This window comes from Mesorhizobium sp. CNPSo 4684 (assembly GCF_057784315.1).
Genome location: NZ_JBWLUX010000023.1, coordinates 1 through 20,072, shown reverse-complemented (window position 1 = coordinate 20,072; position 20,072 = coordinate 1). Strand labels below are relative to the sequence as shown.

At 62.6% G+C, this 20,072-nt stretch carries 18 protein-coding genes and 1 pseudogene; 10 read left to right on the top strand and 9 right to left on the bottom strand.

All coding sequences use genetic code 11. The features are described 5' to 3' along the window. Positions 1-21: 21 nt before the first annotated feature. A complete protein-coding gene (locus AC04SG_RS21235) occupies positions 22-651 on the bottom strand; it encodes a DUF1638 domain-containing protein (protein WP_488552655.1) in 630 nt (209 codons plus the stop codon). A 65-nt stretch (positions 652-716) separates the two neighbouring features. Here AC04SG_RS21235 and AC04SG_RS21230 point away from each other — a divergent pair, with 65 nt between their 5' ends. Further along, entirely contained in the window at positions 717-857 is a 141-nt protein-coding gene (locus tag AC04SG_RS21230; protein WP_112565267.1) for an entericidin A/B family lipoprotein, read from the top strand. 92 nt (positions 858-949) lie between these two features. Here AC04SG_RS21230 and AC04SG_RS21225 read toward each other — a convergent pair whose 3' ends face one another. Beyond that, entirely contained in the window at positions 950-1,648 is a 699-nt protein-coding gene (locus AC04SG_RS21225) for a corrinoid protein (protein ID WP_013531175.1), read from the bottom strand. 260 nt (positions 1,649-1,908) lie between these two features. On the opposite strand from AC04SG_RS21225, the gene AC04SG_RS21220 reads away from it, so the two are divergent. The 7 genes from AC04SG_RS21220 to AC04SG_RS21190 all read left to right on the top strand — a co-directional run bounded on the left by AC04SG_RS21220 (position 1,909) and on the right by AC04SG_RS21190 (position 9,681). Beyond that, positions 1,909-3,483, top strand: a complete 1,575-nt coding sequence (locus tag AC04SG_RS21220; protein WP_203278449.1) for a trimethylamine methyltransferase family protein — start codon at positions 1,909-1,911, stop codon at positions 3,481-3,483. An 89-nt stretch (positions 3,484-3,572) separates the two neighbouring features. Beyond that, the gene (locus AC04SG_RS21215; RefSeq protein ID WP_488552654.1) at positions 3,573-4,256 is read left to right on the top strand and encodes a hypothetical protein; all 684 of its coding nucleotides are present in this window, start codon (positions 3,573-3,575) and stop codon (positions 4,254-4,256) included. A gap of 114 nt (positions 4,257-4,370) precedes the next feature. Next, a complete protein-coding gene (locus tag AC04SG_RS21210; RefSeq protein WP_488552653.1) occupies positions 4,371-5,102 on the top strand; it encodes a dienelactone hydrolase family protein in 732 nt (243 codons plus the stop codon). A gap of 95 nt (positions 5,103-5,197) precedes the next feature. Next, positions 5,198-6,376, top strand: coding sequence for a BaiN/RdsA family NAD(P)/FAD-dependent oxidoreductase (locus AC04SG_RS21205; RefSeq protein WP_488552652.1), 1,179 nt, complete (start codon positions 5,198-5,200; stop codon positions 6,374-6,376). A gap of 79 nt (positions 6,377-6,455) precedes the next feature. Next, a complete protein-coding gene (locus tag AC04SG_RS21200; RefSeq protein ID WP_488552651.1) occupies positions 6,456-7,016 on the top strand; it encodes an RNA polymerase sigma factor in 561 nt (186 codons plus the stop codon). A gap of 2 nt (positions 7,017-7,018) precedes the next feature. After that, positions 7,019-9,172 (top strand): vWA domain-containing protein, encoded by a 2,154-nt coding sequence (locus tag AC04SG_RS21195; RefSeq protein ID WP_488552650.1) that lies wholly within the window; start codon positions 7,019-7,021, stop codon positions 9,170-9,172. 320 nt (positions 9,173-9,492) lie between these two features. Beyond that, positions 9,493-9,681 (top strand): hypothetical protein, encoded by a 189-nt coding sequence (locus AC04SG_RS21190; protein WP_352560257.1) that lies wholly within the window; start codon positions 9,493-9,495, stop codon positions 9,679-9,681. A gap of 13 nt (positions 9,682-9,694) precedes the next feature. On the opposite strand, the gene bmt is transcribed toward AC04SG_RS21190, so the two are convergent. Continuing rightward, positions 9,695-10,717, bottom strand: coding sequence for a betaine--homocysteine S-methyltransferase (gene bmt, locus AC04SG_RS21185; protein WP_488552649.1), 1,023 nt, complete (start codon positions 10,715-10,717; stop codon positions 9,695-9,697). A 113-nt stretch (positions 10,718-10,830) separates the two neighbouring features. Then, positions 10,831-11,688: a helix-turn-helix domain-containing protein gene (locus AC04SG_RS21180; protein ID WP_488552648.1), complete on the bottom strand. Its 858-nt coding sequence runs from the start codon at positions 11,686-11,688 to the stop codon at positions 10,831-10,833. 229 nt (positions 11,689-11,917) lie between these two features. Between AC04SG_RS21180 and AC04SG_RS21175 the strand changes: the two genes are divergently transcribed. Both AC04SG_RS21175 and AC04SG_RS21170 read left to right on the top strand, forming a co-directional pair. Next, complete coding sequence (locus AC04SG_RS21175; RefSeq protein WP_488552647.1) at positions 11,918-12,928, top strand: fatty acid desaturase; 1,011 nt, start codon at positions 11,918-11,920, stop codon at positions 12,926-12,928. A gap of 92 nt (positions 12,929-13,020) precedes the next feature. Next, positions 13,021-13,848 (top strand): phosphate/phosphite/phosphonate ABC transporter substrate-binding protein, encoded by an 828-nt coding sequence (locus AC04SG_RS21170; RefSeq protein ID WP_488552646.1) that lies wholly within the window; start codon positions 13,021-13,023, stop codon positions 13,846-13,848. On the opposite strand, the gene AC04SG_RS21165 is transcribed toward AC04SG_RS21170, so the two are convergent. From AC04SG_RS21165 to AC04SG_RS21145, 5 genes and pseudogenes are all read right to left on the bottom strand, one after another. Further along, positions 13,813-15,120 (bottom strand): M24 family metallopeptidase, encoded by a 1,308-nt coding sequence (locus tag AC04SG_RS21165; RefSeq protein ID WP_488552710.1) that lies wholly within the window; start codon positions 15,118-15,120, stop codon positions 13,813-13,815. The two genes, AC04SG_RS21170 and AC04SG_RS21165, sit on opposite strands and share 36 nt — an antisense overlap. A 56-nt stretch (positions 15,121-15,176) precedes the next feature. Further along, positions 15,177-16,754, bottom strand: a complete 1,578-nt coding sequence (locus AC04SG_RS21160) for an ArnT family glycosyltransferase (RefSeq protein WP_488552645.1) — start codon at positions 16,752-16,754, stop codon at positions 15,177-15,179. A gap of 43 nt (positions 16,755-16,797) precedes the next feature. Next, entirely contained in the window at positions 16,798-19,368 is a 2,571-nt protein-coding gene (locus AC04SG_RS21155; RefSeq protein WP_488552644.1) for a GcvT family protein, read from the bottom strand. Next, positions 19,365-19,850, bottom strand: a complete 486-nt coding sequence (locus AC04SG_RS21150; protein WP_488552643.1) for an endonuclease domain-containing protein — start codon at positions 19,848-19,850, stop codon at positions 19,365-19,367. The genes AC04SG_RS21155 and AC04SG_RS21150 overlap by 4 nt, the downstream gene beginning before the upstream one ends. A gap of 97 nt (positions 19,851-19,947) precedes the next feature. Next, positions 19,948-20,072: pseudogene (locus AC04SG_RS21145) on the bottom strand (IS110 family transposase); the annotation flags it as partial.

Here is a 20,072-nt window from a genome sequence, read left to right as displayed (position 1 = left end):
CGTTTCTGCTCCAGAATTGCTTCAGACGTGTGCGGCCACCCGCGCGAGTTCGCCTGTAAGGTCGCCATAGCCGGTCGCGCGGCGCTCATAGACGAGGCCGAGCAGTTTCGCAGCCTTCTCGGCAACCTTGTCGAGTTCGGGATCGTCGGTCTGGGCGATGTAGATCAGCTTCTGGTAATTGCCGAAATAGTCCTTGATCAGCTCCGGATGCTTGTCGAGGCCGAGCGGCTTCATGAAGAAGGCGTCGAACTGGCGGCATAGGAAGTCGGTCATGTAGAACGACATCATGTCGTCGTCGGCGACCTTCGCGTAGGCATCCATGCCCTGATAGAAGGCAAAGCAGTGCGGGCCGGCCATGCGCTCGACACCGTGCTTCTCCAGCACCCGGTCGAGCAGGCCGCCGGTGCCGCAATCGGCATAGCCGACGAAGATATGCTCATAGCCTTCCGCCTTGGCCTTTTCGATTGCCTTGTCCATCGCCGGGGCGATGCGGTCGGGGTAGAAATGGAACTCCGCCGGCAGGCAGGTCAGGTCGAGATGGTCGAGCTTGAGCTGCTCCTTGACGGCCAAAACTTCGCGCGCAATCATTCCGCAGGCGATGACCAGCAGCCTGTCGTCTTGATTCGGTTTCGTTTTTTGCATCCTTGCCATGGAACCCGGTCGAAGCGGCCTTCGTTGCTGTGGGGCGAATCTATCGAGAGAGGGATAAACCGTCCATGAAACTGTTACGCGTTGCGCCGATTGCAATCCTTGCCTGCGCCCTGGCGCTTACGGCCTGCGCCAACACCGTCCGCGGCGTCGGCCGGGATCTCAAATCGACCGCGAAAGCCATCGACGACACCGTCACCAAACCCTGACACGCGGACCCTCTGTCACCAACATCTGGTAACAAAAAAGCCGCGCTGCAAGGCGCGGCTTTGATTCTGGCCAGACGCCTTGCTGAAGAAAATCAGGCTGAAGCGCGCACGTTGTGCTTGCGCTTCATGAAGTCCTTGGCGGTCTCGACCGCCACTGCCGCGTCGCGGCAATAGGCATCGGCGCCGACGGCCTTGCCGAATTCCTCGTTGAGCGGCGCACCGCCGACCAGCACGACATAGTCGTCGCGAATGCCCTTTTCCTTCATCGTGTCGATGACGACCTTCATATAGGGCATGGTCGTGGTCAAAAGCGCCGACATGCCGATGATGTCGGGCTGGTGCTGCTCGATGGCGTCGAGATATTTCTCGACCGCATTGTTGATGCCGAGGTCGATGACGTCGAAGCCGGCGCCTTCCATCATCATGCCGACGAGGTTCTTGCCGATGTCGTGGATGTCGCCCTTGACGGTGCCGATGACCATCTTGCCCTGCTTGGGTGCGCCGGTGGCGGCGAGCAGCGGGCGCAGGATGAACATGCCGGCCTTCATGGCGTTGGCCGACAGCAGCACTTCGGGAACGAACAGGATGCCGTCGCGAAAGTCCTCGCCGACGATGCGCATGCCCTCGACCAGCGCCTCGGTCAGCACCTTGTAGGGCGCCCAACCGCGCTCGAGCAGGATGTTGGTGCCTTCCTCGATCTCTTCCTTCAGCCCGTCATAGAGATCGTCGTGCATCTGCTGCACCAACTCGTCGTCGGAAAGCTCGGAGAGGATGATCTCGTCGTCGGACATTTTTCTCAGGCTCCTTGCCGCGCGGGATGAGATCGCGGCGGCTCAAATTTATCGCGTCAATACCTAACCCGGCAGGGGCAGGTATCCATAGCTGATTTGCGACTTCCCGCAAAAGGAAAGCGACCGCAAATCTATTGGAATTCTTGTCGATTTTGCGACAGGCGTTGGCGCTGGCGGGCCGTTTCGAATAGGGTGCATGGCTACGATCCGGGCGAGAAGCCGCGATACGCGGCCGCAAACGGTTTTTAGGGAAAACGATCATGAGTGAGAACGCGTCAGTCGACCAGGAAGCGTCCAATGCGCGACGCGGGCGTGCGGCCAGCGGCGGCGCGGCGGCAAGGCGCGCGGCGCGCTCCGGCGGCGGACCGGGCACGCAGCTCACCTACATCAAGCGCAAGATCAACATCTATGAGGTCCTCAACGAGGAAGGTCTGGCGATCATCGAAAACAACACCGACACGGTGCTGGAGGAGATCGGCATCATCTTTCGCGACGACGCCGAGGCGCTGCAGCTGTGGAAAGACGCCGGCGCCGACGTCAAGGGCGAGCGAGTGCATTTTCCCAAGGGCCTGTGCCGTTCGCTGCTCAAGACCGCGCCGCCCATCTACACCCAGCATGCGCGCAATTCCGAGCGTTCGGTGCAGATCGGCGGCAACGCCACCGTCTTCGCGCCTGTCTACGGCCCGCCCTTCGTGCGCGATCTCGACGGTGTCAGGCGCTACGCGACGATCGAGGATTTCCAGAATTTCGTGAAGCTCGCCTACATGGCGCCGTCCATCCACCATTCGGGCGGCACGGTGTGCGAGCCGGTCGACGTGCCGGTCAACAAGCGCCATCTCGACATGGTCTATTCGCACATAAAGTATTCCGACAAGCCGTTCATGGGTTCGGTGACGGCGCCGGAGCGGGCCGAAGACACGGTCGCCATGGCCAAGATCGTGTTCGGCGACGATTTCGTCGAAAACAACACGGTGCTGACCAGCCTGATCAACGCCAACTCGCCGATGGTGTTCGACGAAACCATGCTGGGCGCGCTGAAAGTCTATTCGCGCCACAACCAGGCCTGCATCGTCACGCCCTTCATCCTTGCCGGCGCGATGAGCCCGGTGACCGTTGCCGGCACGTTGACGCAGGTTCTGGCCGAGGTGCTGGCCGGCGCGTCGTTCACGCAGCTGATCCGACCCGGCGCGCCGGTGCTGTTCGGCACCTTCGCCTCGTCGATCTCGATGCAGTCGGGTGCGCCGACCTTCGGCACGCCGGAGCCGTCGCTGGTCTCCTATGGCGCCGCACAGCTGGCGCGCCGGCTCGGCCTGCCGTTCCGCACCGGCGGCTCGCTCTGCGCGTCCAAGGTTCCGGACGCGCAAGCCGCCTATGAAAGCGCCAACACGCTGAACTCGACAATCCTGGCCGGCACCAATTTCGTCCTGCATTCGGCCGGCTGGCTCGAAGGCGGACTGGCGTCCTGCTACGAAAAATTCATGATGGACATCGACCAGCTCGGCATGCAGCAGAAATTCGCCGAGGGCGTTGACTTGTCGGAAAATGGCCAGGCGATGGACGCCATCCGCCAGGTCGGCCCGGGCAGCCACTATCTCGGCTGCGACCACACGCAGGCGAATTTCCAGACCGCCTTCTACCGTTCCAGCATCGCCGACAACAATTCCTACGAGCAGTGGCTGGCCGAGGGCGAAAAGACCGCGCCGCAACGCGCAAACGAACTCGCCCGCCGCTGGCTGGAAAGCTACGAGGCGCCTTATCTCGATCCGGGCATCGACGACGGGTTGAAGGACTACATCGCGACGAAGAAGGCGTCGATGGCGGACGCCTTCACTTGAAAGGAGCCCGAGTCAGGCGGGGCTAAAGTCGCCAACATCATCCACAAGGAAGTCTGGCGGAGCGCTTTCTCTGACCCGGACCAAAAGGGATGATTGTGCGCGGCACCGCTGACGAGATAGCGGCCGCGCTTTCCGCCAACGGCCTCATCCTGCGCGGCTGCGTCACATTCGCCGAAGGCGAGGAGGCACCCTCTGGCCTGTCAGGTGCTTCCGCCAAATCAGCCATTTTGGTCGGGCAGGCGGGTGCCGAGCCCTGGCCGCATTTCCTGCGTTGGCGCGAACGGCAACCGCAAGCCATTGCCAATCCGCTCGACACCTGGTCACGCCAGGTGATCGGTGCGGTGGCGGACACATTCGGCGCACGGGCGGTTTCGCCATCCGACAGGCCGTATCTGCCGTTCCAGCAATGGGCGATGCAGGCGGAGGGGCTGAAACCGTCGCCGCTCGGCATTCTCATGCATCCGACGTACGGGCTTTGGCACGCCTATCGCGGCGCTTTGCTTTTCGAGGACGAGATTGGGGTCGAGGCGTCTCAGGCATCGATTCACCTTTGCGACACATGTGTCGCAAAACCCTGCATGAAATCCTGTCCGGTCGACGCCTATTCGAAGGATGGCTTTGCCTATCAATCCTGCCTCGCGCATGTGCGCGGAGCGACCGGCTCGCCTTGCCGGACCGGCGGTTGCCTCGATCGCAACGCCTGTCCCTATGGTACGGCCTATCGCTATCCCCCTGACGTACAGGCCTTTCACATGGCGGCATTCGCGCGCTGAGTTTCCGTTCCAGCGGCCGGGCGATACGGATTTGTGAACGCGGCGCGCCTTCGATTGACTTGCCCAGCCGTCTGTCCCGGATATGTATCGCGCGACACTCAAACGGAGCGGGCCATGGCCAAGCAGGACATCGAGATCAAGACCAAGGACGGCGTGGCCAAAGCCGGGCTGTTTCGCCCGGCTGGCGCGGCCGAGGCCGGGATCATCCTCTACATGGACGCTTTCGGGCCGCGTCCGGTGCTCGATGAGATGGCGGAGCGGCTCGCCGGGCAGGGCTATGCGGTGCTGGTGCCGGACCTGTTCTACCGCAATGCTCCCTACGGCCCGTTCGATGCCAAGACGGCTTTTGCCGTGGAGGAGACGAAGGTGGCGCTGATGGCGCTGGTCACCGGCACGACGCAGGACATGACCATCCGCGACAGCGGCGCCTTTCTCGACGCGTTGGCTTCTGAAGGCATCACGGGACCGGTTGGCGTCGTTGGTTATTGCATGGGCGGCGGCCGAGCGCTGAATGCGGCGGCGACCTATCCCGATCGGATCGCTGCCGCGGCGAGCTTCCATGGCGGCAATCTGGCGAGCGAGGCTCCCGACAGCCCGCACCGCAAGGCGGCCTCGATCAAGGCGCGTGTCTATGTCGGCACCGCCGGCGTCGACCGCAGCTTTCCGCCGGAGCAGTCGGCGCGACTGGCGGAAGCGCTGCGCGTGGCGGAAGTCGACCACGCCATCGAGAACTATGCCGGCATGGCGCATGGCTGGTGCGTGTCGGATCACAGTGTCTTCAACGCCACCGGCGCGGAGCGCCACTGGAAGCGATTGACGACGCTGTTTGCCGAGACGCTGGGCTGACGGTGGTCTTGCCCGTTGGTTGCCTGACGCGGTAGAGGCAGATCCATTGGCGCGGCCTGCCAGGATAGCGCGGTCGATCGGGAACGAACAGCCTGATGCAATCCTATGATGTCGTGGTGATCGGCGCCGGTGCGGCCGGGATGATGTGCGCCATCGAGGCAGGCAAGCGCGGCCGCTCGGTTCTGGTGCTCGATCACGCGGCAAAGCCCGGCGAGAAGATCCGCATCTCGGGCGGTGGGCGCTGCAATTTCACCAACATCCATACCAGCCCGAAGAATTTTCTCTCGGGCAATCCGCATTTCTGCATCTCGGCGCTCAGCCGTTACACGCAGCGCGACTTCATCGCACTCGTGGAACGCCATGGTATCGCCTATCACGAGAAGACGCTGGGGCAGCTGTTTTGCGATGGCTCTGCGCGCCAGATCATCGACATGCTGGTTTCCGAAATGCAGGATCGGGGTGCGGAACTAGCGGTGTCGACCCAGGTGAGGGATGTCAGCCGGACCGCGGAAGGGTTTACCCTGAGCCTCTCCAGCGGCACCGTCGCCTGCCAATCGCTGGTCGTGGCTTGTGGCGGCAAGTCGATCCCCAAGATGGGCGCGACGGGGTTTGGCTACGAGCTTGCGACGCAATTCGGCCTGGCCGTGGTGGAGACGCGGCCGGCGCTGGTGCCGCTCACCTTCGACGCAAGAACGCTCGAGCGGCTGGCGCCCCTGGCGGGCAATGCCGTCGATGCTGAAGTCGGCTGTGGCAAGACACGGTTTTCGGAGGCGATGCTGTTCACGCATCGCGGGCTGAGCGGGCCGTCCATCCTGCAGATATCGTCCTATTGGCGCGAGGGCGATGAGATCCGCATCGCCATGCTGCCTGGAATGGATGTGGCCGAACTGCTTCGCGCGGCACGGCGCGTCAATGGCAGGCAAGCGGTGCAGACGGTGCTGGCAAACCATCTGCCTAAGCGCCTGGCACAAGCGATGGCCGAGCGCACCGGGATTGACGGCAATCTCGCTGATTTGACGGATGTTCAGATGAAAACCGTCGACGCCGCCGTCAACGACTGGCGCATCAAGCCGGCCGGCTCGGAGGGCTATCGCACCGCTGAAGTGACGCTTGGCGGCGTCGACACCAACGGGCTCGACCAGAAGACGATGCAGGCGAAATCCGTGCCGGGACTGTTTTTCATCGGCGAAGTCGTCGATGTCACGGGCTGGCTTGGCGGCTACAATTTCCAGTGGGCGTGGTCGTCCGGTTGGGTGGCAGGACAAGCCGTCTAGTTTCAAAAAGCGCCTGCCTGAAAAAAATCTTTCCATAACCCCAAGGATTGGCCATTAGCCTTCGTCCAACAGGCAAATGATGGCGATGATGCTGGATGAAAGCGAAGCCTCCGACGCCGAGTTGATCGGGCGGGCGAAGGGCGGAGACAGGGGTGCCTTCGGCAAATTGCTGGAGCGGCACTACGACTTCGTCTATCGCGCCGCCTATCGCTGGTGCGGAAAAAAGCCCGATGCCGAAGACATTGCCCAGGAAGTTTGCGTCCGGCTCGGCAAGGCCATTCGCGACTATCGCGGCGGCGGCGCGTTCACGACATGGCTTTATTCCGTGACGATGAATGCGGCGCGCGACATGATGCGCAAGACCACACGCGAAAACGTCAAGACCGAGGCCTACGGCGCCTACAGCATGATATCGGGAGAGGCGTCCGCCGAGCCCGAAGATCCGACTGAGGCGCTCTGGGCAGCGGTGCGGCAATTGCCCGACAAGCAGCGCGATGCAGTACTTCTGGTCTATGGCGAAGGTTTGAGCCATGCGGCCGCCGCCGAGGCGATGGCAATCTCGGAGACGACGGTTTCCTGGCACATCCATGAAGCGAAGAAACGGCTGAAGACTTTGATGCGTTCAGCCGGGGAAGTGTGACCATGGTCGACGACAACGAACTCAACAGGCTGCGCGATGCAGCAGTACCGGCGCCGGGCGAGAGCGCGAAGGCACGCGCCTTCGAAGCCGCCATGCGCGCCTATGATCAGGAAAATATTTCTGCCGTCACCCAAGGATCGGTTGGCGGGCTTCGTCTCACAGAGCGAGCACAAAAGCTCTGGAGCGAGATCATGCAAAAGAAACTCATTGCCACGCCGGCCATTGCCGGGCTCGTCGCCCTGCCGATCGCCGGATACGCCACCTTCCACATGCTGAGGGAACAGCCGTCGCCGTTCGGCGGCGACGAGAAGATCACCGAAACGTTGGCCGACAAACCGGCAACCAGTGGGCCGGCGATCAATGCGCCGGCAAAAGAAAAGCAGGCGCCCGAAGGCGACCTGAAGAAGGCCGATGCCGACGCAGAAGTGCGGAGCCGCGACGTCACCGATGCGCTTGTTACGCCGACCGCGCCCCCGAAGACCGAGGCTCCGGCGACGGTGAACCAACGCGAGAACGGCACTTTGCAGACTTACCAGCAGGCGCCTGAGCCTGCGCCAAGCACCGAGGCCGCACCATCGGGTGGCAGAGTTACCATGGGATTTTCACGAGCTGCGCCAGCGGCAGATGGCGCACGGGCCAGCCGTGTCCAGGGGACGGCCGAATCCAAACTGATGGCGCCGCAGCAGCCTTCGACGTTGCCAGCCGACCAGATTGCGCCGCAGGAGCCAAACCGCGACCGCATCGAGGATTTCAAGACCAATCCCGTGCACGCAGCCCTTCAGGATCCGGTCTCGACCTTCTCGATCGACGTCGACACGGCCTCCTATTCCTTTGTGCGCAGCTCGCTGAAGCAGGGCTACCTGCCGCAGGCCGATACGGTCCGTGTCGAGGAGATGGTCAATTACTTCCCCTATGACTGGAAGGGTCCGGATTCGGCCTCGACGCCATTCAACTCAACCGTCAGCGTCATGCCGACGCCGTGGAACGGGCACACCAAGCTGATGCACGTCGCCATCAAGGGTTTCGACGTCAAGCCGGTCGAGCAGCCCAAGGCCAATCTGGTGTTCCTGATCGACGTGTCGGGTTCGATGGACGAGCCGGACAAGCTGCCGCTGCTCAAGTCGGCTTTCCGGCTGCTGGTCAGCAAGCTGAAGGCTGACGACACCATCTCGATCGTCACCTATGCCGGTGACGCCGGCACGGTGCTGATGCCGACCAAGGTCACCGAGAAGGACAAGATCCTCAATGCCATCGACAATCTGACGCCCGGCGGCTCGACGGCCGGCGAGGCAGGCATCAAGGAAGCTTACAAGCTTGCCCAGCAGTCCTTCGTCAAGGACGGAATCAACCGTGTGATGCTGGCCACAGACGGCGACTTCAATGTCGGCCAGACTGATGACGAGGACCTGAAGCGATTGATCGAGCAGGAGCGCAAAACTGGCGTCTTCCTGTCGGTGTTCGGCTTCGGCCGCGGCAATCTGAACGACCAGATGATGCAGACCATCGCCCAGAACGGCAACGGCACCGCCGCCTATATCGACACGCTGGCCGAGGCCGAGAAGGTTCTGGTCGAGGATGCCTCCTTGACGCTGTTCACCATCGCCAAGGACGTCAAGATCCAGGTCGAGTTCAACCCGAACAAGGTCTCGGAATACCGGCTGATCGGCTATGAGACCCGCGCGTTGAACCGCGAGGATTTCAACAATGATCGCGTCGATGCCGGCGATATCGGCTCGGGCCATTCGGTCACCGCCATCTACGAGATCACGCCGAAGGGGAGTGGCGGCGAGCAGATGGATCCGCTGCGCTACGGCCAAGCAACGGTCAACAATGGCGGTGTGGCCAATGCCGACGAATATGCTTTCGTCAAGATCCGCTACAAGCTGCCGAACGAAGACGTCTCGAAGCTGATCACCACGCCGGTGACGTCGGCCAACGAGGTCCAGTCCTTCGACCAGGCTAGCACCGACCAGCGTTTCTCCGTCGCTGTCGCCGCCTTCGGCCAGAAGCTGCGCGACGAGGATGCGACCGCGAAGTTCGGTTACGACAAGATCATGGAGATTGCCACCGCCGCCCGAGGAGCCGACCCGTTTGGGTACAGGTCCGAGTTCCTTTCGCTTGTGCGCCTTGCCTCGGCGCTGGGCGGTAACCGGTAGTGGCAATACAGCCGGTTCCTTTCAGACGGGGATCGTTCTGATACGGAGGAACCGGCTACGGGCGGGTGAGGCAGGCCGGCGAGGGATCTTTTCCTTGCCGGCCTTTTTTCGGATCTGCCGATATTCAGGTGCTCCTCGAACAAAGGTGCCGGATCGTTAAATTGTGCGGCAATTCCGGAACGGGATCGCAATTTCCTCTTGTTACGAAGAGCTAATACAGGGCTTTGGGGGCCGAATTGCAGATCAAAGACAGTGCGACTTCGATGCCGGCGGCAAGGTCGACCACTTCGCAGCCGCATTCGGCGGAATCTCGGCGCATCATGAATGACGTGGCCGCGGCCAGGACCACTGCGATGTCGGCGCTGAACAACGACCGCTTCCGCGTCATGCTTGAGCAGATCACCGACCCCGGCGCATCGGGTACGCTGATGACCATGGGCGGCGGCGCCGGCAGCACCAGCACGGATTTCAAGACGGCGCTGTCGCGCTACGCTGAAAACAGCGAATAATTCCAGATCGATATCAGGCTCGGCTGCGGCGACGTTCGCGGCGGGCTTCGCTGGTCTCGGCGGTGTTTTCCGTCGCCACCTTGTTGCGCATCGGGCCGATGCGCCCGACGATCGTCTCGACGGTTGGGCGTTCGGATTTGGTGTGCGCGTCGAGCGCCTTGCGCATGGCGGCAAGGTGCTGGAATGAGGTGCCGCAGCAGCCGCCGACGATCTTGGCGCCGGCATCGACCGCCAGCCTGACATAGTCTGCCATCAGTTCCGGCGTGCCGGAATAGTGGATCTCGGTGCCACGGAATTCCGGGATGCCGCAATTGCCCTTGACGATGATCGTCGCCTCCGGCTTGGCCTCGGTCATGTCGAGCAGCGACGCCAGGATGTCGGAGGCGCCGACACCGCAATTGGCGCCGACACCGAGCGGGTTTTGCGACAGCCCGTCGACGACGCCGTGGATGTCCTTGGGCAACAGACCCATCATGGTGCGGCCGGCGGTGTCGAACGACCCGGTATAGGTGTAGGGCAGGCCGACGCGGATGGCGGCTTCGGCGGCGGCGCGGATTTCGTCCGGGGCCGACATGGTCTCGATCCAGGCGACTTCGGCGCCGCCTTCCTTCAAACCCTCGATCTGTTCGGCGAAGGCCTCGACCGCTTCGTCATAGGTCATGGCGCCGAGCGGCACCAGCAACTCGCCTGTCGGGCCGACCGAGCCCGCGACGATGACTTTCCTGCCGGCCTTGTCGGCGACAGCGCGGGCGATTTCGGCGGCCCGCTTGTTCAGCGCATGGACGCGGTCCTGCGCATGATGCAGCTTCAGCCGGTGGCGGGTGCCGCCGAAGGAGTTGGTGAGAATGATGTCGGCGCCGGCATCGACGAAATTCTGGTGCAGGCTGGTGATGGTGTCAGGCGTTGTCTCGTTGAGCAGCTCGGGCGCTTCGCCGGCCTCCAGACCCATCGCGAACAGATTGGTGCCGGTGGCGCCGTCGGCCAACAGCACGCCCTTTTCGGCCAGCAATGCGTCGATGGGATTGGTCGTGGTCATCGGATCGGCTTTCAAATCTTCGAATGGAATAAGGATATAAAGAAGTCTTTATGTCCAGTCAATGTGTTTGCGGCCCGCGGTCGCCGCGCTGCGAACCTTCGGGGCGTTGACGATCAGGCAGAACCCGACGGGAACGACGCACCGGCCAGATTGCGCGCGAAGGCGGCTGCTTCGTGCGGGTTGACGTCGGCGGCGCGGATCAGATTGTCGAAATGCCGGGTCAGCGCCTGCACCGGCTGGGTGGCATTCAGCACCACATACATGTCGCCGACATAGATGGCGGCGCGGTAGGGACCGAAGATGGTCAGCGGGATCGAGTAACGCATGCGGCCGTCATAGAGAAACAGGCGGAAGGTCGGGTAGAGATCGTCAAGCAGCGTCGCCATATGGGCGAGCTGCTGCCGCCGGTCTGCCTCGGGAAAACGATCCCAGACGCCGAGGCCGCGGGCAAAAATCTCCAGCGTGTGGCGCGGCATGCAGACCTCCATGTCGGTCTCCGGGCGCCTGTTATACTCGATGCGGTACTGGGTCTCGCTGGCCTGCGCCAGACGGCTGCGGTTGGTGATGTTGGCTTCGTAATCGACCAGCTGGCGTGTGCGCAGGAGGTCGGGAATGCCGGCCGGCACATAGCGGATCTTGGTGCCCGCGGCTTCCGCAAACCATTTGGCCAAGAGCGTGCGGTCGAAACCGTCGGGCGCCTCCTCGATCTCCAGGCTTTCGCGGATTTCGCCGGTGACGCCTTCGTCCTGGCTCAGCCCAAGCAGCCAATCCAGAGACACTTTGAATTCGGCGGCGATGTTGAGCAGCGTCTCGGCGCGCGGCAGCCGCGTCGAATCGCCGGACATCAGTTGCGACAGCGCCGACCGATCGATGCCGACCGCTGACGCGAAGGCCGACTGGTTGAGGTCGGATCGTGTCAGGAGCAGCTTCAGACGCTCCCGAAAGATGGCTGACAGGTCCCGTTTGTCCACTGTTTGTCTCCGCGCTCTTTGAGGAAAAATTTGCGCCAGAGCCGTCGAATCAGGGCTCCAGGCGTAAATGAATCCGTAAGGTTGTTTACAATGTGTAACATGTGCGGTCAAAAATGCGCAATCGCAACATTTTGTACACTTTGTCTCGTTGAGTGGAATCGCTTCTCCTGACACTATGCTGTCAGGAGCCAATTGGGGCTCCGGCGACTGAAGGACAGTGGTCGATAGCATGGCAGGCAAGAGCATCAAGCGACGCAACGCAGCGGCCATCGAATGGCCGACCGTGGTCCTCGCTTTCTTCTGTTACGGAACATGGGTTGCTGTCGGTCTGCTGTTCTGGCCCTCTTATCCGATCCTGGCTCTCATTCTCCTCGGCTTCATCCTGGCCCTGCAGTCGTCAATCATGCACGAAGTGCTGCATGGCCATCCGACGCGCAGCGCGCTGATCAATGAAGCCTTCGTCTTCCTGCCGATCGGCCTGGTCTGGCCGTTCCGTCGCTTCAAGACGCTTCACTTGCGCCACCACGCCGACGAGCGGCTGACCGATCCGCTCGACGATCCCGAGAGCTATTACCAGGCGCTGTGGATGCATGACGATCTGCCGCCGACGATGAAATTCCTGCTCAAGATCAACAACACCATGGTCGGACGTTTCTTTCTCGGCCCCTGGCTGTCCTGCATCGGTTTCTTCATCGACGACGCCAAGCACATGATTGCCGGTGACAGGGTGATCGGCAAGGCATGGCTGCTGCATGCGATCGGTCTCGCCATCGTGCTGCCGGTCGTGCAGTTCGGCTTCGGCATCTCCGTATGGCTCTACATTCTGGTGCCGGTCTGGCTCGGCCAGTCGCTGATCGCTGTCCGCACCTTCGCCGAGCATCAGTGGTCCGAGCATCCTGAGGGACGCACAGTGATCATCGAGCGCTCGCCGCTGTCGTTCCTTTTCCTCAACAACAATCTGCACTTCGTCCATCACAAGACGCCGACGGTGGCCTGGTACAAGCTGCCGAAGCTGTTTCGCGACCGCCGCGACGAGTGGCTGCGGATGAACAATGGCTATGCCTACCCGAATTATTTTGCGCTGATCAAAGCCTACGCCTTCAAGGCCAAGGAGCCGATCGTTCACCCGGTGCTGCGCCGCCAGGCCGAGCCGGGCAGGGCGTTCAAGCCGCGCGTCAGGGCACGCAGTATTAGCGGGCTCGGCAGCGCGCCGGTTCCCGCCGAGCCGCCCAAGGAATAATTTCGGGGCATCCCGGGCCCCGTGTCGGCCAATTCTGATTGGACGCCGCGTTTTTGCGATCCTTTCCTGAGACATGATGATTGGGTGTCGGGATGAGTGACTTGGTTGCGGCTTTGCCGATGTATGACTGGCCAGAGGTGCGCGACGAGGTCGACGCGCAATGGGCCGGGTTGCGCGAGGCTTTCAGGCAAAAAGGCATCGATGCGCCGCAGGCTATCGTGCGCCGCAATGGTGACCTGCCGCAGGTGCCGGGCGGCATCCACGACGCCGAGGGCAGACTGATTGCGCCCGATCCGGTAACGCTGCCGCCGAACGAACTCGACTATCACCAGCTCTGGCTGCATCCGGCGCTGCTGTTCGCGCAGACCTGCTGGGGGCCGATGGAGCTGGGCCTGTCCAGGCAGGTGCAGGTGGTCGGGCAGCCGAGCTACGACGCTTACGAGGGCGGTCAGGGCGAACTCTATTCGAGCGCGCTGGTGATGCGGACGGGCGAGGGGCCACAGGTTCGGTCGCCTGCGGACGGCAAAGCCTTGCTGCCGCTCGATCTCATGCGTGGCAAGCGCTTCACCTTCAACAGTCTCGATTCGATGTCGGGCGTCATTGGGCTGACGCGAGACCTGCAAGCGGCCGGCGAAAGTCTCGATATCTTTTCGTCGCGCAGCGAGAGTGGCGGCCATCGCGGTTCGATCGTCGCGGTTGCCGAGGGCAAGGCGGATATCGCCGCGATCGACTGTGAGAGCTGGGCGCTGGCGCAGCGTTTCGAGCCTGCCGGCCAAAAGGTGGCGGTCGTCGGTTGGACGGCAAGGCGCAAAGGCCTGCCCTACATCACCGCCATGACGACGCCGAAAAAAACAGTCAGGGCGCTGCGCGAGGCGCTAGCCGCACTAGCCGAGCAGCCTCGCATCCAACGGGTAGGTTGAAAGCTGCTCGTTGCCGGTCGCGGTGATCAGGATCTGCTCCTCGATCTTGACGCCCTCATGGCCGCCAAGCCTGCCGATATAGCTTTCCACGCACAGTACCATGCCCGGCTCCATCACGCCGTCAGGCGTGCCCGGCGTCCAGTCGCTGGCATGCGGCAGGGTCGGATATTCGTCGGCCAGACCAACACCGTGATAGAGCACGCCGTATCGGGTCGGGAAGCAATCTCCCGGCGGTACCACGGAGCGTTCGACCAGGTCACGGAAGGAGATGCCGGGCTGCATCAGTTGCGTGTTGTGGGCGATCTGGTCGGCGGCGATGCGGAAGAGGTCACGCTGCTCGTTCGACGGCCTTTCGTCGCCGCAAAGGAAGGTGCGTGAGAGATCGGCGCAGAAGCCGTAGGGGCCGATCAGGTCGGTGTCGAAGGCGACGAGGTCGCCTGCTTCGATGACGCGTGACGAGCATTCCTGGAACCATGGATTGGTGCGCGGCCCCGACGCGAGCAGCCGGGTTTCGATCCATTCGCCGCCGCGCGCTATGTTGCCGCGATGCAGCTCGGCCCAGAGTTCGTTTTCGGAAATGCCCGGCTTCAGCGCCGCTTCCATCTCGCCCATCGCCGCCTCGCACGCGACGATGGCGCGGCGCATGGCGAGGATCTCGTCGGGCGACTTGATCAGCCGCGCGTTTTCCATCACCGCTTCGCCATTGCCGATGGCAATACCAAGCCGGGCGAGTTCCTCGACGCCTTCCGGGTTGATGTGGTCGACGGCGATGCGGCTGTTGCCGCCGCCATGTTCTCTGACCAGATCGGCGATGCCGGCGCCCCAGCGGCGGACCTTCTGTTCGGTCAACTCGCCGCCATAGAGATACATCCACGACACGGCCGGTCGCACCTCGTCGACGACGCCGGAATGGTCGGAGAGATGCTCGCAGGAGAAATAGTCGAACAGCACCACCGGTCCCTCGGTGGCGACGAAGCAGTGGCGGGTCGGATTGTGCGCCACCCACAGCTGCATGTTGGTCGAATCGGTGGCGTAGCGGATGTTGACCGGGTCGTAGAGCAGGGCGCCGGCATAGCCGCGGCGCTTCAGCTCAGCGCGGATGCGCTCGAGCCGGTATTTACGCATCGCGGGCAGGTCGGGTGCTGCGATGCCGGCCGCTTGCCATTCGGACTCAGCCAGCGCGCCATAGCCCAGCACATGCTGGTTCAGCGACGCCGCCTTCTGGCGCGAGGCGTCGCGCAAAGCCTCGACCGAGCCCGGCTCGAACGGCATGATCTTGCGGTGACGACCGAACCCTTGCCTCTCCACCCGACGCCTCCCTGTCGATGCTATTGTGGTGTTGCGCCTGCCGCGGCCGCCACCTTCTTCAGGCGCGTGACGGTTACAGTGCGGGTGGGCGGGTCGCTGCCGAACAGCATGGGCACGGCCAGCTGCTGCGGCGGTCCATCCGCTGCGTAGCCGGCCTCATCCAGCAATTTGAGGATACTTTCGACCCCCACCCTGTCGTCTGCCGTAACGAACACCGCCGGCTCTTTCAGCAATTGGCCGAAGTCCGGCAATTCTCCATCGAGGACGACGAGATCGGGGTCGACCAGGCGCAGATTTCCCAACCAGTGCCAACTCGATACGGTGGTGCGGATCGGTCCGTTTGCCGTCAACTGGCTGTAGAGCGAATTGTAGTCGACGCGCACGATGCTGCCGCGGCTGTCGCCGCCATTGAGGTGCGCGTACCAAGTCACCGGCAGCACCAGGATGGCGAGCGTCGCGCCGACAAAGACGATGACGTCCTGCACTTTCCTGCCCTTGTCGCCCCTGGCGTCCATGCGAAGGGCGAGTGCGACAGGCAGCAAGACAAGGATGGGGAGCATCCAGCGATCGCGAAATTCCGTCGCGCCGCTCGCCAGGACGAGCACGATCGTGATGGCAAGGGCAAAGGCGATGGTGCGCCACACCAGTCTTTCGGGCCAGGGGGCCGGTTGCGGGGTCGGCGCGGGCCTCTTCCATGCGATGAGGAAAGCCACTGCGAATATACCGACCGGCAGCAGGGCGAAAAACAGGATCGCCCTGCCCAGCCCGCTTATTCCGTCGAATGCGGTCTGTAACGCCTCGCTTTCCCTGGCCGCGCCGAAGAAACCGCCGCTATGCGACAGCAGTTGGTCGGTATGCGTCAGGCTCCAGTAGAGTGTCGGCAGGCAAAGCACCACAGCCACCGCCATGCTGATCAAAAACTGGCGGTTGAGGATCACGCCGCGTGTTTCGCGCAGCGACAGGGTGGACAGCACCAGCGCCGCGAGAAAAATCACGTTGTTGTATTTCGACAGGAGCGCGGCTGCGATGGCCACGCCGAACGACACGTAGGCGGTCAGCGATCGGCGTTGCACAAGTTCGACGAGCGCAAGAAACAGCACCACTGAAAAACAGAAGGCGGCAATCGAGTGGGTGAGGGCATGCTGCATCTCCCACACCATCTGCGGAAACAACAACAGGCCGAACATGGCGGCGGCGCCAGCCCGGTTGGAATAGCCGAGACGGCGGACAGCGATGAAAGCCGACGCCAGCGCCACGCCGATCAGAAGATACTTCACGATCTTGAGCGCGAGTATGTTCGTCCCGACCACGCCGGCGACGAGGCGGGCAAGCCACGTATAGAGAGGCGGCTGCGAGCCGCCATAGCCGGCCCAGAGATAATGCATGTACATCAGCTGTTCGGAATCGTCGACGCCGACGCCGGTTCCCACGATGTGGGACAACAGCGCCATCACCACGATCTGGACAAGGCAATAGACCGCGAGACAGACCAGCGCGGCGTTGAAGGGACCGACCTTGCCTTCGCACAGCCAGTCCGTCCATTTCTCTAGATACTGCAAGGGGATCGTCTTCTCATCGAGGGAAAAGCCTGCGGCCACCGCCGATGGCCCCTTACACGATCTCACACACGCTGTCGCCTTTTTAGGTCCGCATCTTCTCGCCGCTGGGGTCGAAGGGCGCCTCGACATTGATGCGGGCGGAACGCCGATGGCCGAGGATCTCGATCTCGAACAGGCCAGCACTTTCGTCCTCGGCAAGCGCAGCCGGCACATAGCCTTGCGCCATCGATTTCTGCACGGAATGCGCATAGCCGCCCGAGGTCACCCACCCGACCACCCGCCAGTCGCCATCGACGATGCCGCGCACGGCCGAAGCCCCTTCCGCCGCTTTCGAGCCGCGGACTTCCTTGCCCGCTGTGTCGAAGCGCGGCGCGCCGTAACCATGCGGCTTTTCAACCGTGCCGTAGTCCTTGCTGACCTTGGCCCAGATCGGCTCGTCGCCCATCACATCCGCGTCGGTCGCATCGACGATGAAGGAGACGCGGCGCAGCTTCGGCCCTTCCGCCTGTTCCTTGGCGGCGGCCTCGCGGCCGATGAAGTCGTTCTTCTCGAGCTTGATGAAGCGGTCCATCGAGCCTTCGAACGGCCCGTAGATCGGGCGCAGCTCACGGAACCAGGTCGGGAAGTTCTTTTCCAGGCGCATGGAGAGCAAAGCGCGCATGCCGAAATCGACCAGGCCGAACTCCTCGCCGGCGTCCTTGATGGCCTTGTAGACCAGACGCTGATAGGCCGGCGCCATCCAGATCTCGTAGCCGAGATCGCCGGTGTAGGTGATGCGGTTGACCATGCAGGGCGCGCCGCCGACCGCCATCTCCCGGAAGTCCATGAAGCGGAAGGCCTTGGTCGAAATGTCGACATCGACCAGCTTCTGCAAGAGGTCGCGCGATTTTGGACCGGCGATCGAGAGACCGACCAGCGTCTGGTCGAAGCGGTGGATGCGCACCGAACCGTCCCTAGGCAAATGCTTTTCGAACCAGCGCATGTGGTATTTCTGCGCGGCGGACGAACCCCAGATCATGAAGCGGTCCTCGCCGGCCTTGGCGATAGTGAAGTCGCCGATCAGCTTGCCGAATTCGTTGATCATCGGCGTCAGCACGATGCGGCCGATCTTCGGCATGCGGTTGGTCATCAGCCGGTTGAGGAAATCCTCCGCCGCAGGCCCCGACACTTCGTATTTGGCGAAGTTGGCGATTTCGGTGACGCCGACCTTCTCACGCGTGGCGCGCACCTCCTCGCCGATCGGGCCGAAATCGTTGGAACGGTGGAAGGAGACGATGTCCTTCGGCTCCTTGCCCTTCGGCGCGAACCACAGTGGCGTTTCGAGACCCCAGCTATCGCCCATGACGGCGTTGTTGGCGAGCATGGTGTCGTAGAGCGGCGTCGTCTGCGCCGGCCGAGCCGCCGGCAATTCCTCATTGGGGAAGCGAATGGAGAAACGGCGCGAATAGTTTTCGCGCACCTTGGCGTTGGTGTAGCGCAGGCCGGCCCACTCGCCGAAGCGGGCGACATCCATGCCCCAGACGTCGAAGCCCGGATCGCCATGCACCATCCAGTTGGACAGTGCGAGGCCGACGCCGCCGCCCTGGCTGAAGCCGGCCATGACGGCGCAGGCGCACCAGAAATTGGTCAGGCCCTGCACCGGTCCGACCAGCGGGTTGCCGTCGAGCGCGAAGGTGAAGGGGCCGTTGATGATCTGCTTGATGCCAGCCTTCTCGATGCCGGGGAAATGCTTGAAGCCGATTTCGAGCGATGGCGCGATGCGGTCGAGATCCGGCGGCAGCAGTTCGTGGCCGAAATCCCACGGCGTGTTGACCGGCGACCACGGCTTGCAGGCCTTTTCATAGGTGCCGAGCAGGATGCCGTTGCGCTCCTGGCGGGTGTAGATCTCGCCCTTGAAGTCGAGCACGCCGATCATCTCGCGGCCGGTCGACTTGTTGAACTCCTCGACCTCCGGCATCGGCTCGGTGAGCAGGTACATATGCTCCATCGCCAGCACCGGCAGTTCGACGCCGACCATGCGGCCGATCTCGCGCGCCCACAGGCCGCCGCAGTTGACGACATGCTCGGCGTGGACCGTGCCCTGTTCGGTGACGATGTTCCAGGTGCCATCAGGCTGCTGGGTCAGGTCGATGACGCGGTTGCGCAGCACGATCTCGGCGCCGAGTTTCTTGGCTGCCTTGGAATAGGCGATGGTGGTGCCGGAGGGATCGAGATGACCTTCGACCGGATCCCACATGGCGCCGACGAAATTCGTCTCGTCCATCAGCGGGAACATCGCCTTGGCTTCGGAGGGTGTGATCAGCTCGGTGTCCATGCCGAGATAGCGGCCCTTGGCATGGGCCAGGCGCAGAAAATCCATGCGCTCGGGCGTGTCGGCCATCATGACGCCGCCGGTCAGATGCAGCGAGCAGGACTGGCCGGAGATTTCCTCGATCTCCTTGTAGAGCTGGACTGTGTATGCTTGGAGCTTGGCGACGTTCGGGTCGCCGTTCAGCGTGTGGAAGCCGCCCGCCGCATGCCAGGACGAACCGGAGGTCAGCTCCGAACGCTCGATCAGCATGATGTCGGTCCAGCCGGCCTTGGCCAAATGGTAGAGAACCGAGCAGCCGACGACGCCGCCGCCAATGACAACTGCTTTGACGTGAGATTTCATAAAGATGGGTCCGTTTTTGAAGAGATTGATTCGATTGGGCGGAGCGTGAAAACAAAGCGCAGATCGGATGCAGTGACGCTCTCGGCCAGCCTGCCATCAAGCGCGGCAAGGATGGTTTCACAGACGGAAGTGCGATGTTTCAGGACGTCATGGTTCCAGACACGCAGGATCGAATAGCCTTGGGCGCGCATGAAGTCGTCGCGGCGGCGGTCATGGGAACTGTCGGCGTGTTGGTGCCCGTCGATTTCCACGACAAGCCAATTTTCGCGGCAGGCGAAGTCTGCAAAGAAGGGGCCTATGGAAAACTGACGCGTAAAGCGATGGCCGCCAAGCTTACGCGCTTTTAGCTCAAGCCACAGCAATGCTTCCGCCTGATTGCCCGCCTGGCGGAGATTTCGCGCTCGCTTCGTTGTTCCCGTTTTGCGACGGCTGCGGGTTTCATGAACGCCTTCCCCCACTCCGTCGCCGCTTCGCGGCGCCACCTCTCCCCCCTCCGGAGGGAGAGGAAGGGAGCCAGCCTGCGTAAGCTCGCGCCTTTCCTCTCCCCCGTCGATCGGGGGAGAGCGACTATCTGGGGGGTCAAGTTGCATTTGCGAACTCACTTCTCGCGCCGCGTGCTTTTGCATTGAGGATGACGAGAAGTTTTCTGGCAAGCGCGATGCGGATGAGCATTTTGGGCTTTCCCGCCAGTTGCAACCTTTGAG

Excerpts from the sequence above, each read along its gene's own strand:
- AC04SG_RS21175 (WP_488552647.1), top strand. The coding sequence starts at position 11,918 with ATGGCAGGCAAGAGCATCAAGCGACGCAACGCAGCGGCCATCGAATGG.
- AC04SG_RS21235 (WP_488552655.1), bottom strand. The coding sequence starts at position 651 with ATGGCAAGGATGCAAAAAACGAAACCGAATCAAGACGACAGGCTGCTG.
- AC04SG_RS21195 (WP_488552650.1), top strand. The coding sequence starts at position 7,019 with ATGGTCGACGACAACGAACTCAACAGGCTGCGCGATGCAGCAGTACCG.
- AC04SG_RS21155 (WP_488552644.1), bottom strand. The coding sequence starts at position 19,368 with ATGAAATCTCACGTCAAAGCAGTTGTCATTGGCGGCGGCGTCGTCGGC.
- AC04SG_RS21190 (WP_352560257.1), top strand. The coding sequence starts at position 9,493 with ATGAATGACGTGGCCGCGGCCAGGACCACTGCGATGTCGGCGCTGAAC.
- AC04SG_RS21220 (WP_203278449.1), top strand. The coding sequence starts at position 1,909 with ATGAGTGAGAACGCGTCAGTCGACCAGGAAGCGTCCAATGCGCGACGC.
- AC04SG_RS21210 (WP_488552653.1), top strand. The coding sequence starts at position 4,371 with ATGGCCAAGCAGGACATCGAGATCAAGACCAAGGACGGCGTGGCCAAA.
- AC04SG_RS21225 (WP_013531175.1), bottom strand. The coding sequence starts at position 1,648 with ATGTCCGACGACGAGATCATCCTCTCCGAGCTTTCCGACGACGAGTTG.
- AC04SG_RS21200 (WP_488552651.1), top strand. The coding sequence starts at position 6,456 with ATGGCGATGATGCTGGATGAAAGCGAAGCCTCCGACGCCGAGTTGATC.
- AC04SG_RS21170 (WP_488552646.1), top strand. The coding sequence starts at position 13,021 with ATGAGTGACTTGGTTGCGGCTTTGCCGATGTATGACTGGCCAGAGGTG.
- AC04SG_RS21165 (WP_488552710.1), bottom strand. The coding sequence starts at position 15,120 with ATGCCGTTCGAGCCGGGCTCGGTCGAGGCTTTGCGCGACGCCTCGCGC.
- AC04SG_RS21230 (WP_112565267.1), top strand. The coding sequence starts at position 717 with ATGAAACTGTTACGCGTTGCGCCGATTGCAATCCTTGCCTGCGCCCTG.
- AC04SG_RS21205 (WP_488552652.1), top strand. The coding sequence starts at position 5,198 with ATGCAATCCTATGATGTCGTGGTGATCGGCGCCGGTGCGGCCGGGATG.
- bmt (WP_488552649.1), bottom strand. The coding sequence starts at position 10,717 with ATGACCACGACCAATCCCATCGACGCATTGCTGGCCGAAAAGGGCGTG.
- AC04SG_RS21215 (WP_488552654.1), top strand. The coding sequence starts at position 3,573 with ATGATTGTGCGCGGCACCGCTGACGAGATAGCGGCCGCGCTTTCCGCC.